Genomic DNA, 17,415 nt, shown 5'->3' with positions numbered 1-17,415 from the left:
GGAATGAGGTTTCGATTGTATGCTAAATGCAAATTCAGGGCTGAACCATTGACCTGTTTTCCAGTCTGAACACGAGGCGGAGCGCCTCGGACAGGCTGTTTTGCAAGGCGCTCCCATCGCTTCTGCCCTTGATTTGCATCTTGGCTTTCAACAGGAGTCCACCATGTCGCTTCGTTCCGAATCCACTTTGCGTTCCTTTACCCTGGCCTCGGGCCAGTCCTGTCAATTTCATTCGCTGCCGGCCCTGGCGGAGCTGGGCGTCGGCGATGTCGGCCGGCTGCCGGTGTCGCTGCGCATCGTGCTGGAGTCTTTGCTGCGTCATCTGGACGGTCAGCGCGTGGCCGAGGCGCATGTGCGCCAGCTGGCCGGCTGGCAGCCGCGGGCGCCGCGCAGCGAGGAGATCCCCTTCGTGGTGGCGCGCATCGTGCTGCAGGATTTCACCGGGGTGCCGCTGCTGTGCGATCTGGCGGCGATGCGCTCGGTGGCCGAGCGCTTCGGCAAGCCGCCCAAGCGCATCGAACCGCTGGTGCCGGTGGATCTGGTGGTGGACCACTCGGTGCAGATCGACCACTTCCGCGAGAACAACGCTTTGGACCTTAACATGAAACTGGAATTCCGCCGCAACGCGGAGCGCTACCGTTTCATCAAATGGGGGATGCAGGCCTTCGACACCTTCAAGGTGGTGCCGCCGGGCATAGGCATCGTGCACCAGGTGAACCTGGAGTATCTGGCGCGCGGGGTGTTGAGCAAGGGCGGGGTGTATTACCCGGACAGCCTGGTGGGCACGGATTCGCACACCACCATGATCAACGGCCTGGGCGTGGTGGGCTGGGGCGTGGGCGGCATCGAGGCCGAGGCCGGCATGCTGGGCCAGCCGGTATATTTCCTGACGCCGGACGTGGTGGGCGTGCATTTGAAGGGCCGGCTGCGCGAGGGAGTGACCGCCACCGACCTGGTGCTGACCGTGACCGAGCTGCTGCGCAAGGCGCAGGTGGTGGGCAAGTTCGTGGAGTTCTACGGCGCCGGCGCGGCCTCGCTGACCTTGCAGGACCGGGCCACGCTGGCGAACATGGCGCCGGAATACGGCGCCACCATGGGCTTCTTCCCGCCGGACGAGCAGACCGCCGCCTATCTGACCGCCACCGGCCGCAGCGAGGCGGAGGTGGACGCGTTCCGCCGCTATTTCCAGGCCCAGCAGATGTTCGGCATGCCGCAGCAGGGCGACATCGACTACAGCAGCGTGCTGGAGCTGGACCTGGCCGAGGTGACGCCCAGCGTGGCCGGTCCGCGCCGGCCGCAGGACCGCATCGCGGTGCCGGAACTGAAGCAGCGCTTCAACGAGCTCTTGCAGCAGCCGGCCAAGACCGGCGGCTACGGCAAGGACGGCGCCGGCGGCTTCAGCGGCAAGCTGCGCCATGGCTCGGTGCTGATCGCGGCGATCACCTCCTGCACCAACACCTCCAACCCGGGGGTGATGCTGGCCGCCGGCCTGTTGGCGCAGAAGGCGGTGGCGCGCGGCCTGAGCGTGGCCGGCCACATCAAGACTTCGCTGGCGCCCGGCTCGCGGGTGGTGACCGATTACCTGGGCAAGGCGCATTTGCTGGCGCCGCTGGAGCAACTGGGCTTCCGCGTGGCGGCCTACGGCTGCACCACCTGCATCGGCAACGCCGGCCCGCTGGAGCCGCAGCTGGAGAACGAGGTCAGCGGCCAGGATCTGATCTGCGCGTCGGTCTTGTCCGGCAACCGCAACTTCGAGGCGCGCATCCATCCTGCGATCAAGGCCAACTTCCTGATGAGCCCGCCCTTGGTGGTGGCCTTCGCCATCGCCGGCCGGGTGGACATCGATCTGGAGCACGAGCCGCTGGGCGTCGGCGTGGACGGCAAGCCGGTGTATCTGCGCGATGTCTGGCCCAGCCAGCAGGAGGTGGGCGCGGCTTTGCTACAAGCCACCGACGCGGCCACTTACCGCCGGCTGTACCAGGACTTCGCCAGCGGCAACCCCTTGTGGAACGACATCGCCGCCAGCACGGGCGAGGTCTACGGCTGGGAGCCGTCCAGCTATATCGCCGAACCGCCGTTCTTCCAGGATTTCGCGATGCAGCCCACGCCGCAGCCGCCCATCCGCGGCGCGCGCGCCTTGGCGATTTTCGGCGACTCGGTGACCACCGACCACATCAGCCCGGCCGGCTCGATCAAGCCCAGCTCGCCGGCCGGCCTGTATCTGCAGGGGCAGGGCATTCAGCCCGGCGATTTCAACAGCTACGGCTCGCGGCGCGGCCATCACGAGGTGATGATGCGCGGCACCTTCGCCAATGTGCGCATCCGCAATCTGATGCTGGCGCCGGACGCCGACGGCAAGCCGGTGGAGGGCGGCCTGACCCTGCTGCAGCCGGACGGCGAGCAGATGGCGATCTACGACGCGGCGATGGCCTATGTGCGCGCCGGCACGCCGACGCTGATCTTCGCCGGCGAGGAGTACGGCACCGGCTCCAGCCGCGACTGGGCGGCCAAGGGCACGCGTCTGCTGGGCGTGCGCGCGGTGGTGGCCAAGAGCTTCGAGCGCATCCACCGCTCCAATCTGGTGGGCATGGGGGTGTTGCCGCTGCAGTTCCTGGACGGCGACAGCGCCGCCGGCCTCAAGGGCGACGAAACCTTCGAGTTGCGCGGGCTGGAGGACGGCATCGCGCCGCAGCAGCGGGTGCGCCTGCTGGTCCGCGACGCCGCCGGCGGCGAGCGAGAGCTGCCCTTGCTGTTGCGCATCGACACGCCGGTGGAGGTGGACTACTACCAACACGGCGGCATCCTGCCCTATGTGCTGCGCCAGTTGCTGAGCTGAACGCCAGGCGAGGCTAGGGCCCAATGAACAACAGCCGCTGCAAGCGGCTGTTGTTCATTCCCGGCGGGCGGCGGCTTCAGCTGCGGCCCAGCTTGAAGTTCTGCCAAAAACGGCCGTAGATGCGCAGGGTTTCCTGGCCCACGCTCTTTTGAATGAAGCTGTTTTTCAGGTCTTCGGCGCTGGGGAAGATGGAGCGGTCGTTCAGGTACTGCTTGTTGACGAACTGCCGCGCCGGCAGGCTGCCGGGGGCGAAGGTCACGGTATTGGCGTTGTCCGCGGCGATCTTGGCGTCCAGGCTGTAGTTGATGAAGGACAGCGCGTTGGCCACGTTCTTGGCGTCTTTGGGGATGGCCATGCTGTCCACCCAGATGGCCACGCCCTGTTTGGGCATCAGCGGCACTACCTTGACGCCGTTCTTGGCGTCCGCGGCGCGGCGCTTGGCGATGTTGAGGTCGCCGCCGTAGCCCATGGCCAGGCAGACTTCGCCGCTGGCCATGTCGTTGATGTAGCCGGAGGAGGAGATGCGGGTGACGCTGGCGCGGATGGCGTTGAGCTGCGGCATGATGGCGCGGTAGTCGGCTTCCTTGGTGCTGCCCGGGTCCTTGCCGAAGTAGTGCAGCGCCATCGGGAAGAATTCGGACGGGGAATCCAGGATGCTGACGCCGCAGGACTTGAGCTTGGACACGTATTCCGGCTTGAACAACAGGTCCCACTCATTGGCCGGCAGCTTGCCGCCCAGCGCCTTTTTCACCTTTTCCTCATTGATGCCCAGAGTGATCACGCCCCAGAAATACGGCACCGCGTATTTGTTGCCGGGGTCGGACACTTCCATCATCTTCAGCAATGCCGGGTCTATGTTCTTGTAGTTGGGGATCTTGTTCTTGTCCAAGGGCTGGAACAGGCCGGCCTTGATGCCCAGGCCCAGCACATTGTTGGACGGCACCACCAGATCGAAGCCGGAGCGGCCGGTCATCAGCTTGGCGTTCAGGGTTTCCATGCTGTCGTAGACGCTGTAGTTGACCTTGACGCCGGTTTGCTTGCTGAAGGCCGGCACGGTGGTGGGGGCGATGTAGTCGGACCAGTTGTAGACGTTGACGGTATTGGCTTGGGCGTGGGCGGCGCCGGCGAGGCCGAGCGCGAGCAGACAGTGCTTCCAGGTATTCATGTTCTCTTCCTTCTCTCTCTTTGCGTGGTTCTTTCGATCCGTGCGGCCGGGTAGGCCCGGCTCTGACGCAAGGCGCCGGCGCGGGCCGGATCCTGCCGAGCCAGCATATCGCTCCGCGTCTAGCGCGTCTATTATTTTTGCCATTTGATGTTTTTGTGTTAATTATTCGCATACTCCATGCAACCACGCCTGACGCGCGCGGTCCTGCCATAAGCGGGACCGGCCGGCGGACACGGCGGGATGCGCGCATTCGCGCCGGGGCTTGCGCGCCGACGCGGACATAAAGACAACAAGGCGAGGGCCGACGTAGCGACGCGGTCCCGGAGCAAAGGAGATGCACCATGCGTAATGTTGACAACGCTTTGCCGGCCCCGGACGGGGGAGGCTTGAGCGCCAAGGGTTTGCCCGCCGGCTCCATCGGCATTCTCGGGCTGGTGGTGATAGGGATTTCGGTATGCGCGCCGGCGTACACGCTGACCGCCTCGCTGGGGCCGGCGGCCACTCAGGTGGGCAAGCAGATGCCGGCGGTGTTTTTCGTCAGTTTCATTCCCATGTTGTTGGTGGCGATAGGCTACCGCGAGTTGAACCGCGAAATGCCGGACGCCGGCACCTCGTTCACTTGGGCCACGCGCGCCTTTGGGCCGTGGATAGGCTGGATCGCCGGCTGGGGGCTGGTGGTGTCCACGGTGCTGGTGCTGTCCAACACCGCCGCGGTGGCGGTGGACTTCATGTATCTGGCGCTGGGCCAGGCCTTGGGGCGGCCGGACATCGCGGCGCTGCCTGACGACACGGTGGTGAACATCGCCTCCTGCCTCAGCTTCATGGCGGTGGCCACCTGGATTTCCTGTCGCGGCCTGCAATCGACCAAGCGGGTGCAGTATGTGTTGGTGTCGTTCCAGGTGCTGGTGCTGGGCTGGTTCGCCTGGGCCGCGTTCAGCGCCGCCGCCGACGGCGGCCATCCGTATTCCATCCCGGTGGAGTGGAGCTGGTTCAATCCCTTCGCCGTGGAGAGTTTTTCCCAGTTCGCCGCCGGGGTGGCGGTGTCCATCTTCGCCTATTGGGGCTGGGACACGGTGGTGACCATCAGCGAGGAAACCACCGGCGACAAGCGCGCCAATCTGTCCGGCAAGGCCGCCACGCTGGTGATGGTGCTGCTGGTGGGCTCTTATGTGCTGATCAGCGCGGCGGTGGTGTCCTTCGCCGGCGTGGGCACCGACGCCACCGGCCTCGCCAATCCGGCCATCGCCGCCAATGTGTTCACCGCGCTGGCCGGGCCGGTGATGGGGCCGGCGGCCATTCTGCTGTCGCTGGCGGTGATGTCCAGTTCCGCGGCGTCCCTGCAGTCCACTTTCATGTCGCCGGCGCGCACCATGCTGGCGATGGGCCACTATCAGGCCCTGCCGGCCAGGTACGCGGTGGTGGAGTCCCGCTTCAAGGCGCCGGCTTACGCCACCGTGGTGTCCGCGCTGGTGGCGTCAACGTTTTACGCGGTGATGCGGGTGGTGAGCGAGAACGTGCTGTCCGACACCATTACCGCGCTGGGCATGATGGTGTGTTTCTATTACGGCCTGACGGCCTTTGCCTGCGTCTGGTATTTCCGCAAGCAGGCGCTGACTTCGGCGCGCCATTTCCTGTTGCGTGGCCTGTGCCCGGGGCTGGGCGGCGTCCTGCTGTTCGTCGCCCTGATCCGCACCACGCTGGACAGCATGGATCCGGCTTTCGGCAGCGGCTCGCATATCGGCGGCCTGGGTCTGGTGTTCATCCTGGGCGTGACGGTGGCCTTGGTCGGCCTGCTGCTCATGCTGTACATGTACCGCAAGAGCCCGGCCTTTTTCCGCGGCGAGGTGCTGAGGAAGGGCACGCCGGTGTTCAGCTTCGACGAAAAAATCTGAGAACCTGCTTACGATCTGCTGCGCGTCGTGGAGCGTTGCACGGTGAATACAAGCTCAAAATGCTCATGTGCCACTTGTACATTCCGCTTTTTCGCTGGTTTTCGCCTTGTCTCGCCTTGGCTCGCGAGATCGTAAACACGTACTGAGGCTCTGAGGGCCGGCTGAGCGCGTTCAATTGAAAAAGCCGCCCGGGAGGGCGGCTTTGATGTTTGACTAGCGCCGGCGGCTCAGATGCGGAAGAAACGCACCGCCTGATGCAGGTTCTGGGCGATGTCGGACATCGAGCGCGAGCTGTCCGCCACATTGCTGACGATGGCGGTGTTCTCCTCGGCCATCTGCGCCACTTTCTCCATGTTCTGGGCGATCTCGGTGCTGGCCAGCTTCTGTTCCTGCACCGCGCTGACGATGGTGCCGGTGCTGTCGGTGGACTTGGCCACCGCCTGTTCGCCTTCCTGCAGGGCGTTCTCCACCGTGGAGACAAAGGACTGGCTGCTGCTCAGTGACGCCAGGCTGCTGGTGATGGCGTCTTCCAGCTCCACGGACTGGGTGCCCAGCACGTGGGTGACCTGATCGATTTCCTTGGCGGATTCGGCCGAGCGCTCGGCCAGCACGCGCACTTCGTCGGCCACCACGGCGAAGCCGCGGCCCAGTTCGCCGGCGCGGGCGGCTTCGATGGCGGCGTTCAGCGCCAGCAGGTTGGTCTGGTCGGCGATGTCGCGCACCTGGCTGGTCATGCTGGTGATCTTGCGGGTGTTGGCCACGAAGTTCTTCACCGCTTCGGCGATGCCGTTGACGGCCTTTTCGACGTTGTCGACTTCCTTGATCAGCAGGCTGAGCTGGGCGGTGCCGTTCTTGGCGGTGACCAGGCTGGTCTGAGCGTGTTCGCGCACTTCCTGGGCGGCTTCGGCCACGTGGCTGATGCTGACGGTCAGTTGCTCCACCGCGGCGGCGGAGCTGGCGGCGGCCTGGCTTTGCTGGTGGGAGGCGGTCAGCACCTGATCGGCGGATTCGGACAGCTGGCTGGCCACGCTATTGGCTTCTTCCGCGCCTTGCTGGACGTTGCCGATGGCTTTCACCAGTTGTTCGCGCATATCGGCCAGCGCGGCGATGACCTGGGCCGGCTCGTCCTTGCCGTCCGGCGTCAGCTCGATGCGCAGATTGCCGGCGGCCACTTCGCGCGCGGCTTCCACCGCGCTGTTCAGCGGGCGGGTGATGGAGCGGGTCAGCAGCCAGCCTATCAGCGCGGCCGCGGCCAGGCAGACGGCGGTGATGGTCAGCGAGGTGGCGCGCACCGCGGTGGCGCTGGTTTCGGCGTCCTTGCGGCTGTCCTGGGCGCGGTCCGCCAGCGCCTTGCCCAGCGCTTCCACCTTTTGTTCCAGTTGGTGGATCAGCGGGCGGTGCTGGTTGACCATGAAGGCTTCGGCTTCTTTGTTCTGGTTGGCCAGCGCGAAGGCCATCAGCTTTTGCGTGGGCGCGTCCAGCGCGGCCTGAGCCTGGCCCACGTCTTTGAGCAGGGCGGCGGTGGCCGGTATCGGCGGGAATTTGGCGAAGTGGTCTTCCAGCGCTTTTTCAGCGTTGTTGAAGGCCTTGATGGTCTGGTCGGTCTGCGCCTTGATCTCGGCCATCTTGGCCGGGTCGGTCTCAATGATCAGGTCGCGCGCGCCGATGCGCTGTTGTTGCAGGTGGTGATCCAGCTGCGCGACGATCAGCAAGGATTCCAGCCGGTTGTCGGTGATGTCCTCCATGCTGTCGCTGATGGAGGAGAGTCCGTTGAGCATGACCACACTCATGATCAGCACCAGGGCGATCAGCGCGCCGAAGGCGAGGGCGAGTCTTTGTCCAATGCGCAGGTTTTTCATCAGTTTGTCCCGTGGTGACTTTATTGTGGTGCTTCCAATTTAATATATTTATGAAGTGATCAAAAAGTGAATAATTACTTATAGGACAGCGGATAAATTTTTGGAGACGTTTTTGCGCCGTCGCGGAAAAACCATGGGCATGAGGCGGGGCGGCGGCGAGGCGGGACGGGGCGCGGCACGGCGCCGTCGTTTATGCGAGGGGTATGAAAAAAGCGGACCGAGGTCCGCTTCGTCGGGCTTGCCGCAGTTCGCGGCTTACTTCTGGATTTGCGCCTTGGCTTTCAGCTCGGCGATCAGCTTTTCCACGCGGCCGCCCATGATGCGCTGGGTCAGTTGCGGGCGGATGTCGTCCAGCGCCGGCACATTGCGTTGCACGCGGGCGTCGTCCAGCTTGATCACGTGCCAGCCGAACTCGGTCTTCACCGGTTTGGCGGTCACTTCGCCCTTGGACAGCTTGGTCATGGCTTCGGAGAACGGCGCCACGAAGGTGCCGGCTTCCTGCCAGTCCAGATCGCCGCCCTTGTCCTTGCTGCCCGGGTCTTGCGATTTTTCCTTGGCCAGCTTGTCGAAGGACTTGCCCTTCTTCAGCGAGTCGATCACCGCCTTGGCTTCGGCCTCGGTTTTCACCAGGATGTGGCGAGCGTGGTATTGCTTGGTTTCCGGCACGCTGGCCACCAGCTTGTCGTACTCGGCCTTCAGGTCGGCGTCGCTGACCGCGTTGGACTTCTCAAAGTCCTTGATCAGGCGGTTGGCCAGCGCCATCGCTTGCATATTGGCCAGTTCGGCGGCGAATTCCGGCGACTTGTCCAGACCCTTCTTCACGGCTTCCTGACGCAGCACTTCGGCGGTGACCAGTTGATCCTTGACCATGTCGCGCGCTTGCGGATTGGCCGGCTGGCCTTGGGCTTCCATCATCTTGACCACGGCGTCGATGCGGGCGTCGGAGATGGCCTGGCCGTTGACGGTCGGGCCGGCAACCACGATGGCGCTGCCGGCGAAGGCGGCTACAAGGGCGCTGGTCAGCAGGAGTTTACGCATATTCTTAGGTGTCCTGAAGGTTTGGTTTATTGGATCTTGGCCTTGGCGCGCAGGTCTTCCACTGCCTTGGCGATGGCTTCTTCTTGCAGTTGGCGGCCGATTTGCGGCTTGGCCTCATCCAGCGACGGAAGCTTGGCGTCACGAATGTCTTCCACCTTGAACACGTGCCAGCCCAACGGGGACTGGTACGGCTTGCTGCTGGTCTGGCCCTTGCGGATGTCCTTCAGCGCGGCGGCCAGCGGCGGGTCCATGCGGTTGAGATTGCCCCAGCCCATTTCGCCGTTGCTTTGCTTGGCGTTGGGGTCGATGGAGCGGGTTTTCACCAGTTCGTCGAACTTGGCGCCCTTTTTCAGATCGGCGATCACTTTCTGCGCGTCGGCCTCGCTCTTCAGCGTGATCTGGCGCGCGTGGACTTCCTTGCTGCCGGACTGCTGGGCGGCGAGCTTGTCGTAGACGCTCTTGATCTGGGCGTCGCTCACCGGCGCCTGTTTGGCGATGTCGGCGAACAGCGCCTCGCGCAGCATTTCATTGCGGATGTCGTCCAGGCGCTGGGCGAATTGCGGCTGTTTGTCCAGTTGGCGCTTGCGGGCTTCCTGCAGGATCACTTCGCGGGTGATCAAGGAGGTTTTCAGCTGCTCGCGCAGTTCCGGATTGTCCTGGGCCTTGCCGCCGCTGCTTTGCACGATGTTGGCGACGGCGGCGTCCAGCTCTTTCTTGTCGATGGCGGCGCCGTTGACCACGGCGATGGATTCCGCCGCGGCGGGCAGGGCGATGGTGGCGGCCAGCGCGACGGCGGCGATGCGGGAAAGCTTCATGGGATACCCCTTGGATGGAATCAAGTCAGATTTCTTCAGGCGTGAACGCTTTGATGGCCAGAGCGTGCACCTTGGTTTGCATCAAGTCGCCCAGTGTTTCGTAGATCAGCCGGTGGCGATGCACGCGGCTCAGTCCCTGAAAACGGGCGCTGACGATGGTTAGCGTGTAATGTCCGCCGCCGTCGCGCGCGCCGGCGTGGCCGGCGTGCAAGGCGCTGTCGTCCTGGATGTCCAGGTGTTCCGGCGTCAGCGCCTGCAGGGCGGCGCTGAGCAGTTCAACCGTGGCGCTCATTGCGGCAACACCTTGAGGAAGGGTTTGACGCTGACGCCGGCGTAGACGCCGGCCGCCACGTAGGGATCGGCGTCCGCCCAGGCTTGGGCGGCGTCCAGCGATTCGAATTCCGCGACGATCAGGCTGCCGCTGAAGCCGGCGGGGCCGGGGCTGGCGCTGTCGATGGCGGGACAGGGGCCGGCCAGCACCAGGCGGCCGGCGTCCTGCAGCGCCTGCAAGCGCGCCAGATGGGCCGGGCGGGCCTCCAGCCGGCGCGGCAGCGAGTCTTCATGATCTTGGCCGATGATGGCGTAAAGCATTATTTCTTTTCCTCAATGTATTTGGCGAGGAACAGGCTTTGGGCGATGACGAAGGCCAGCATCAGGCCCAGGCCGCCAAACAGTTTGAAATTGACCCACACGTCTTCGCTGAAGCGATAGGCGACGAACAGGTTGAGCGCGCCCATGAAGGCGAAGAAGCCCACCCAGGCCCAGGTCAGCTTGCGCCAGACCGGCGCGGGCAGTTGCAACTGCTGGCCCATCATCAGCTTCAGGCCGTTCTTGCCCAGGAAGTCGCTGATCAGCAGGCCGGCGCCCATCACCCAGTACAGCACGGTGGGCTTCCACATGATGAAGTGCTTGTCGTGCAGCAGCAGGGTGGCGCCGCCCAGCACCACGATCAGGCCCAGGCTGACCCACTGCATGGTGTCCACCTTGCGGTGGCGCAGCCAGGTCCAGCCCACCAGCAAGGTGGTGGCGACGATGGCGACGCCGGTGGCGATGAACATGTCGCGGCTCAGCCAGTAAGTGGCGAAGAACAGGACGACGGGAAACAGGTCGGTGAAGAATTTCATGCGCACGATTATGGGGGCGGCCCGGCGGATATTCAAGCCGGGCAAGGGTTGAAGAGTTCAATGCGGGAGCGGGGCCCGGCCGGCGTTGACGCGTCGGCCGGGCCTGTTGCCAAGGCTGCGCCTCAGCGCTGGGTCTGTTTGACCACGCTCATCGCGCTGGCCACCAGCGAGCCCACGTCGGCGACGTTGGCCGGCAGGATGATGGTGTTGTTTTCCTTGGCCAGTTTGCCGAAGGCGGCCACGTATTGCTCGGCCACTTTCAGGTTGACCGCTTCCAGCCCGCCCTCGGTGTGGATGGAGCTGGCCACGCGCTTGATCGCGTCGGCGGTGGCGTCGGCCACCAAGCGCAGCGCCTCGGCTTCGCCCAGCGCCTTGTTGATGGCGGCCTGCTTGTCGCCCTCGGAGTTGTTGATGGTGGCTTGCATCTCGCCCTGGGATTTCTGGATCGCGGCCTCGCGTGCGCCGTTGGCCAGGTTGATCTGCTCCATCTTCAAGCCTTCGGATTGGGCGATGCGCGCGCGCTTTTCCCGTTCAGCGGTGATCTGGGCCTGCATCGCGTGCAGGATGTCTTGCGGCGGCACCAGGTCCTTGATCTCATAGCGCAGCACTTTCACGCCCCAGTTGACCGCGGCCTCGTCCAGCGCGGCCACCACGGTCTGGTTGATCTCGTCGCGCTCTTCGAAGGTCTTGTCCAGCTCCATCTTGCCGATCACCGAGCGCAGCGTGGTTTGCGACAGCTGGGTGATGGCGATGATGAAGTTGCTGGTGCCGTAGGAGGCGCGCTGGGCGTCGGTCACCTGGAAGTAGAGGATGCCGTCCACTTTCAACTGAGTGTTGTCGCGGGTGATGCAGACCTGGCTGGGCACGTCCAGCGGCACTTCCTTCAGGCTGTGCTTGTAGGCGATGCGGTCGATGAAGGGAACGATGATGTTGAGGCCGGGCGCCAGAGTGCCGTGATAGCGGCCGAGGCGTTCTACGATGTAGGCGTTCTGCTGCGGCACCACGGCCAGCGACTTGAACACGAAAACGATGACGGCGACGAGCAGGATCAGGGGCAGGAGTTCCATGGGTCTTATTGTTCCGGTTGGGTTGAACTGATTTTGAGCAGGTTGCCGTCGCGGCCGACGATGTAGGCGGTGGCGCCGGTCTCCAGCGGCGCGCCGTCCACCGACGCGGCGTCCCAGGCAGCGCCGCGGTATTGCACGCGGAGGTGGCCGGAAGCGGGGGCGTGGAGGACTTGCACCGGCTGGCCCAGGTCCGGGTCGTCGGCGCGCGGCTGGGAAGGCGTGCGCGGATGGCGGCGCTTGTAGCCGTAGACCAGCGCCACGCCGGCCACGCCGGCGATGCTGGCGATCACGTACTGGCTGGCTTCGGGGGCGCCCAGCCAGGCGGCGGCGCCGCCGCACAACATGGCGACGGCGACGACCAGCAGGTAAAAGGTGCCGGAGAAAAACTCGGCGATCAGCGCGAGCAGCGCGCTGGCAATCCAGATGGCGGTTAGCGGCAAGACGATGCCCTTGTCAAATTGAAGCGCTCATTTTCATGCCATCGCCGCGGAATGACAAGCGAGCGGGAGCGCGAGCCTCAAAAACGGACGCGCTCTCAAGATCCGGTTCAACGCCGCCTCGCCTAAGCGCGGCGGACGTCAAGCCCTCTCTTTAGACATGATCCTTGTCCGGCAGATAATGGGACAGGCGAGCCTCTTCCTCGTCATCCAGCCAGAATTTGTCCAGCATGTACCAGACCACGGCAAGCAGCGAAGCAAGCACAACGAGCAGGATGATCATGGCTTTGGCTCCTCTAAGGTGAACAAGGCGCATTTCCGTTTTCATTGTAGTGCCTGCCCCGGCGCTTTGCCGGCGATGGGGTACAATCCACCCCTTCGGACAGTCAGAGGGACGGAATGTTCCATTTGCAAGCGTCGGCGCAGGCCGAGGTTGAAATCAAGAAGAGCCGTTTCATCGGCATCGTGCAGCCGGTCAGCAGCCGGGAAGAGGCGCAGGCGCGGCTGGCGGAGATCCGCGCCCAGTGGCCGGACGCGCGTCATTACTGCGCGGTGCTGCTGTGCGGCGCGGACTCCATGCTGGACGACGACGGCGAGCCTTCCGGCACCGCGGCGCGGCCGATGTACAACGTGCTGCGGCACAAGGACGTCTGCGATGTGCTGGCGGTGGTGGTGCGTTATTTCGGCGGAATAAAATTGGGTGCGGGCGGCCTGGTCAGAGCCTACACTCAAGCTGTCAACGCCGCGATGGACGCGGCCAGCCTGGTGGCGGTGGTGCCGCGCGGCGATTACGAGGCGACGGTGGATTTCGCCGGCGAGGCGCGGCTGCGCCATTTGTGCCAGGAGTTGGGCGTGCCGGTGTCGGCGCCCCGTTACGGCGAACGGGTGAGCTTGAGGCTGAGCCTGCCGCTCGCCGAGGCGGAGGCCCTGCTGGCGGCGTTGACGGACGGGATGGCCGGCGCGCTGGAGGTGTCGCCGGTCGACTGAGGCGCCGTACGGCGCGGGCGGGGCCGCGCCGGCCCTTCAAGCGGGAGAGAGGGAACTCATGTCGCAACAGCAATATCGCCTGGTGACGCGCAGCGATTTCGACGGACTGGTGTGCGCGGTGCTGCTCAACGAATTGAATCTGATCAACGAGATCAAGTTCGCCCACCCCAAAGACATGCAGGACGGCAAGGTGGAGATCACCGAGAACGACATCACCACCAACCTGCCTTACGTGGCGGCGGCGCATCTGGTCATCGACCACCATCTTTCCGAAACCCTGCGCAATTCCAGCGCGGACAATTACGTGATCGACGCCAAGGCGCCGTCGGCGGCGCGGGTGGTGTACAACCATTTTGGCGGCAAGCAGGCGTTTCCCAAGATCAGCGACGAGATGATGGAAGCGGTGGACAAGGCCGACTCCGCGCAGTACACGCTGCAGGAAGTGCTGCATCCGTCCGGCTGGGTGCTGCTCAATTATCTGATGGACGCGCGCACCGGCCTGGGGCGCTTCAAGGAGTTCCGCATCAGCAATTACCAGCTGATGCTGGACCTGATCCGCTATTGCCGCGACCACAGCATCGACCAGATCCTGGCGCTGCCGGACGTGCAGGAACGCGTGGAGCTGTACGCCAAGCACGAGGCGCTGGCCAAGGAGCAGATCCGGCGCTGTTCCCGCGTTTACGGCAATCTGGTGGTGCTGAACCTGCTGCATGAGGAGGTGATCCACCCGACCAACCGCTTCATGATTTACGCGCTGTTCCCGGACTGCAATATCTCCATCCACCAGCTGTGGGGCGTCAACCGGCAGAACACGGTGTTCGCGGTGGGCAAGTCCATCATCAACCGCACTTCGCGCACCAATGTGGGCGCGCTGATGCTGCAATACGGCGGCGGCGGCCACGAGGCGGCCGGCACCTGCCAGGTGGGCAACGACCAGGCCGAGGACGTGCGCGACGAGCTGGTCGCGCGCATCCGCGGCCACGGCTGAGAGCCCGTGAACGATTGTGGCCGTTAAGGCGTGACAAGGCGGTGCGGCTGAACTCGCCGTACCGCGCCTCATTACGCGCCGCAGCTCGTATCAGGCCAACTGTCGCAGCACTTCCAGTGCCTGATGCAGGTCCTGGCACACCGCCAGCGCTTGATGAGTCTGGTCCGCCGGCGGCGTCACCAGGTCCGGCACCAGGATCACCCGCATGCCGGCGGCGACGCCGGCGTGCAGGCCGTAGATCGAGTCCTCCAGCACTACGCAGCGCAGCGGGTCCACGTCCAGCTTGCGCGCGGCGGCCAGGTAGACGTCCGGCGCCGGCTTGGTGTGGGCCACTTCGTCGCCGGCCACCACGGTGTCGAAATACCGCGAGAGCCCGGTGCGGCCCAGCTTGATGTCGGCCAGTTGGCGCTGGGTGGAGGTGGCCACCGCGCGCGGCAGCGCTTGCGCGTCGACCCAGTCCAGCAAGGCCTCGATGCCGGTCTTCAGCGGAATCTCCTCATGTTCCAGCATCTGCCAGTAATGGCGGCGGCCCACGTTTTGCAGCGCGACGGCCTCGTCCTGGCTGCCCAGCCTCTCGCTGAGGAATTCGGTGCAGCGGCGCATGGACAGGCCCACCATGTCCAGCAGTAGCTGATCGCTGAGCGTCATGTCCAGCTCGTCGGCGGCGCGGCGCCAGGACTCCATGGAAATTCTTTCGGTGTCTATCATCAGGCCGTCCATGTCGAACAGGATGGCGTCATAGTTTTGCGGCATGCGGGCTCCTTTTCCGGGCTTCGACCTTACCCCTATAGCCCGGCTGCGGCAAGCGCTCCCCCTCTGGTATAGTGGGCCATCGCAAACGGCAGAGGAGGCGGATGTGCAATCGGTATTGGTGGCCAACCCCAAGGGCGGCAGCGGCAAATCGACCTTGGCGACCAATCTGGCCGGCTATTACGCCGCGCGCGGCAAGCGCGTGATGCTGGGCGACGTGGACCGGCAGCAATCCTCGCTGGGCTGGCTGGCGCAGCGTGACGCGGCGCTGCCGTCCATCGCCGGCTGGGAGGTCAAGGCCGGCGAGACGGCGCGGCCGCCCAAGGGCACCGAGGTGGTGGTGCTGGACAGCGCGGCCGGCCTGCACGGCAAGAAGCTGGCGGCCCTGGTGTCCCGGGTGGGACGCATCCTGGTGCCCATCCAGCCGTCGCCGTTCGACATGTGGGCGAGCGAGGCTTTTTTCGAGCAGCTGCTGGAAGAGAAGGCCATCCGCAAGAACAAGGCCTTCATGGCGGTGGTGGGGATGCGGGTGGACCCGCGCACCCGCTCCGCGCGCGAACTGGAGAAATTCCTGGCGGATCACGAAGTGCCGGTGCTGACCTGGCTGCGCGACACCCAGCTTTACGTGCAGGCGGCGTCCAGCGGACTGTCCTTGTTCGATCTGCCGCCGTCGCGCACCCAGCGCGACCGTGACGCCTGGCAGCCGCTGCTCAATTGGCTGGGCGAGGAAGAAGAAAGCTGGTGCGACAAGTGAAATGTTTTGTCTTGATCCGAAATAAAATAGCTTGACGTGAAGAAACCGGCGGCGTAAGGTGTGCCGGTAAGTGCGTGCGAGCCAAGCGAGGCGTCGCAGGGGGCACTGTAAACGGGAGCCGTCGGGGCTCCCGTTTATGTTTGGGGCCCCTTGTTTTTTGACTCTATTTCCGCTTTGGGAGCACACGCATGATCAAGACAGAACTCAATTACGGCGACGTTTATCTGGTGCCGAAAAAAACCGTGGTGGACAGCCGCAAGGAATGCGACACCTCGGTGCAATTCGGTCCGCGCCGTTTCGACATGCCGGTCTACGCGTCGAACATGAAGTCGGTGGTCTGCGCCGAGAGCAGCGAGCTCTTCGCCGCTCAGAACTGGTTCTACACCATGCACCGCTTCAATGTGGACGCGGTGGCCTTCACCCGCGAAATGCAGGAAAAAGGCCTGTTCGCCTCCATCAGCGTCGGCGTCAACGACGACACGCTGGAACAGCTGGCCGCGCTCAAGCAAGCGGGACTCACCCCTGAATACATGACGCTGGACATCGCCAACGCCTGGTGCGTGAAGGCCGAGCGCATGATCAAGCACATCAAGCAGCAGTTCCCGAACACCTTCCTGATCGGCGGCAACATCGCCACCGCCGAGGCCGCGCGCGACCTTGAAAGCTGGGGCTGCGACGCGATCAAGGCCGGCATCGCCGGCGGCCGCGTCTGCATCACCAAGAACAAGACCGGCTTCCACCGCCCGATGATTTCCACGGTGCAAGACTGCGTGGCCGCGGTCAAAGTGCCGGTGATCGCCGACGGCGGCATCGTCGAGCACGGCGACATCGCCAAGGCGCTGGCCTGCGGCGCCAGCATGGTCATGGCGGGCTCGCTGTTCGCCGGCTACGACGAATCCGCCGGCGAGATCGTCGAGATCAGCGGCAAGCACTACAAGGAATACTTCGGCAGCGCTTCGCAGTTCAACAAGGGAGCCTACGTCAACGTGGAAGGCAAGAAAATCCTGGTGGAGTACAAGGGCAGCATCGGCAAGCTGCTGCGCGAACTGAAGGAAGACCTGCAGTCGTCCATCAGCTACGCCGGCGGCAACACCCTGGAAGCTTTGCGCAGCGCCGAACTGATCCAGGTTCGCCGCTGAGCCTGACCACGAGGCTCAGGCGTGCTGCGCCGCCGCTGGACGCGGCGCTTCCTCTTGCGGCTGGGCGCGGCATTGCGCCCAGATCGCGCACTCCAGCTGCATCGCCACCTCGTCGCGCTGATTGAGGGTGGTCCAGCGCACCTTCACCACGCCGAAGCCGGGCTGGCTGTTGGAGCGGCGCTTGTCCAGCACCTCAACGGTGACGCGCAAGGCGTCGCCGGCGCGGGTGGGCTGGGGCCAACGCATCTTGTCGATCTGCATGCCGATCAAGCCGTTGGCCATTTTCCCCAGCTCGGTCTGGGTCACCAGCCGCATGCTCAGGCTGCTGGTCTGCCAGCCGCTGGCGGCCAGGCCGCCGAACAGGCTGTCCGCGGCGCTTTGCGGGTCGGTATGGAAGTATTGCGGATCGTACTGGCGGGCGAAGCCGATCAGTTCTTCCTCGCTCAGCACGTGGGTGGGGCTGTGGAACAGTTGTCCCGCTTTCAAATCTTCAAAATAGAGCATATCGACTTACGTTTGCGTCATCTCGAGCGCGCAGCTTAACGCGGCCGGCGAAACGGGTCA

Annotated in this window: 18 protein-coding genes; 6 read left to right on the top strand and 12 right to left on the bottom strand. The window is 64.5% G+C overall.

Features of this window, described 5'->3' with window-relative positions:
• Nucleotides 1-163 precede the first annotated feature (163 nt).
• The gene (acnA, locus tag VK98_RS15020) at nt 164-2,836 is read left to right on the top strand and encodes an aconitate hydratase AcnA (protein WP_048414809.1); all 2,673 of its coding nucleotides are present in this window, start codon (nt 164-166) and stop codon (nt 2,834-2,836) included.
• A gap of 76 nt (nt 2,837-2,912) precedes the next feature.
• Here the strand turns inward: acnA and VK98_RS15015 are convergent, their stop codons facing one another.
• Complete coding sequence (locus VK98_RS15015) at nt 2,913-4,001, bottom strand: polyamine ABC transporter substrate-binding protein (protein ID WP_048414808.1); 1,089 nt, start codon at nt 3,999-4,001, stop codon at nt 2,913-2,915.
• 341 nt (nt 4,002-4,342) lie between these two features.
• Between VK98_RS15015 and VK98_RS15010 the strand changes: the two genes are divergently transcribed.
• The gene (locus VK98_RS15010; protein ID WP_048414807.1) at nt 4,343-5,893 is read left to right on the top strand and encodes an APC family permease; all 1,551 of its coding nucleotides are present in this window, start codon (nt 4,343-4,345) and stop codon (nt 5,891-5,893) included.
• A 227-nt stretch (nt 5,894-6,120) separates the two neighbouring features.
• Here VK98_RS15010 and VK98_RS22875 read toward each other — a convergent pair whose 3' ends face one another.
• From VK98_RS22875 to VK98_RS24370, 9 genes are all read right to left on the bottom strand, one after another.
• Nucleotides 6,121-7,752: a methyl-accepting chemotaxis protein gene (locus VK98_RS22875; protein WP_053077407.1), complete on the bottom strand. Its 1,632-nt coding sequence runs from the start codon at nt 7,750-7,752 to the stop codon at nt 6,121-6,123.
• Between the two features lie 255 nt (nt 7,753-8,007).
• Nucleotides 8,008-8,790 (bottom strand): peptidylprolyl isomerase, encoded by a 783-nt coding sequence (locus tag VK98_RS15000; RefSeq protein ID WP_048414806.1) that lies wholly within the window; start codon nt 8,788-8,790, stop codon nt 8,008-8,010.
• A gap of 26 nt (nt 8,791-8,816) precedes the next feature.
• A complete protein-coding gene (locus VK98_RS14995) occupies nt 8,817-9,605 on the bottom strand; it encodes a peptidylprolyl isomerase (RefSeq protein WP_048414805.1) in 789 nt (262 codons plus the stop codon).
• 25 nt (nt 9,606-9,630) lie between these two features.
• Nucleotides 9,631-9,897, bottom strand: a complete 267-nt coding sequence (locus VK98_RS14990; RefSeq protein WP_048414804.1) for a BolA family transcriptional regulator — start codon at nt 9,895-9,897, stop codon at nt 9,631-9,633.
• Nucleotides 9,894-10,196 (bottom strand): YciI family protein, encoded by a 303-nt coding sequence (locus VK98_RS14985; RefSeq protein ID WP_048414803.1) that lies wholly within the window; start codon nt 10,194-10,196, stop codon nt 9,894-9,896. Before VK98_RS14985 ends, VK98_RS14990 begins: the two co-directional genes overlap by 4 nt.
• Nucleotides 10,196-10,729, bottom strand: a complete 534-nt coding sequence (locus VK98_RS14980; protein ID WP_048414802.1) for a septation protein A — start codon at nt 10,727-10,729, stop codon at nt 10,196-10,198. Before VK98_RS14980 ends, VK98_RS14985 begins: the two co-directional genes overlap by 1 nt.
• 122 nt (nt 10,730-10,851) lie before the next feature.
• Nucleotides 10,852-11,796, bottom strand: coding sequence for an SPFH domain-containing protein (locus VK98_RS14975; protein ID WP_048414801.1), 945 nt, complete (start codon nt 11,794-11,796; stop codon nt 10,852-10,854).
• 5 nt (nt 11,797-11,801) lie between these two features.
• Nucleotides 11,802-12,236 carry an NfeD family protein gene (locus VK98_RS14970; RefSeq protein WP_053077406.1) on the bottom strand — a complete coding sequence of 145 codons (435 nt, stop codon included), beginning with the start codon at nt 12,234-12,236 and terminating at the stop codon, nt 11,802-11,804.
• 151 nt (nt 12,237-12,387) lie between these two features.
• Nucleotides 12,388-12,516: a hypothetical protein gene (locus VK98_RS24370; RefSeq protein ID WP_255360658.1), complete on the bottom strand. Its 129-nt coding sequence runs from the start codon at nt 12,514-12,516 to the stop codon at nt 12,388-12,390.
• A 116-nt stretch (nt 12,517-12,632) separates the two neighbouring features.
• Between VK98_RS24370 and VK98_RS14965 the strand changes: the two genes are divergently transcribed.
• Complete coding sequence (locus VK98_RS14965; RefSeq protein WP_048414800.1) at nt 12,633-13,220, top strand: YigZ family protein; 588 nt, start codon at nt 12,633-12,635, stop codon at nt 13,218-13,220.
• Between the two features lie 58 nt (nt 13,221-13,278).
• A complete protein-coding gene (locus VK98_RS14960; protein ID WP_048414799.1) occupies nt 13,279-14,208 on the top strand; it encodes an exopolyphosphatase in 930 nt (309 codons plus the stop codon).
• A gap of 90 nt (nt 14,209-14,298) precedes the next feature.
• Here VK98_RS14960 and VK98_RS14955 read toward each other — a convergent pair whose 3' ends face one another.
• Nucleotides 14,299-14,961, bottom strand: coding sequence for an HAD family phosphatase (locus VK98_RS14955; RefSeq protein WP_048414798.1), 663 nt, complete (start codon nt 14,959-14,961; stop codon nt 14,299-14,301).
• A 103-nt stretch (nt 14,962-15,064) separates the two neighbouring features.
• Between VK98_RS14955 and VK98_RS14950 the strand changes: the two genes are divergently transcribed.
• Complete coding sequence (locus tag VK98_RS14950) at nt 15,065-15,712, top strand: ParA family protein (RefSeq protein ID WP_048414797.1); 648 nt, start codon at nt 15,065-15,067, stop codon at nt 15,710-15,712.
• A 188-nt stretch (nt 15,713-15,900) separates the two neighbouring features.
• The gene (locus VK98_RS14945; protein ID WP_048414796.1) at nt 15,901-16,851 is read left to right on the top strand and encodes a GMP reductase; all 951 of its coding nucleotides are present in this window, start codon (nt 15,901-15,903) and stop codon (nt 16,849-16,851) included.
• A gap of 15 nt (nt 16,852-16,866) precedes the next feature.
• Here VK98_RS14945 and VK98_RS14940 read toward each other — a convergent pair whose 3' ends face one another.
• Nucleotides 16,867-17,355, bottom strand: coding sequence for a MaoC family dehydratase (locus VK98_RS14940; RefSeq protein ID WP_048414795.1), 489 nt, complete (start codon nt 17,353-17,355; stop codon nt 16,867-16,869).
• Nucleotides 17,356-17,415: the final 60 nt, after the last annotated feature.

The organism is Chromobacterium sp. LK11, assembly GCF_001043705.1.
GTDB lineage: Bacteria > Pseudomonadota > Gammaproteobacteria > Burkholderiales > Chromobacteriaceae > Chromobacterium > Chromobacterium alkanivorans.
Note: the sequence above shows the minus strand (reverse complement) of the source record. Positions and strands in the feature narration are given on the sequence as shown.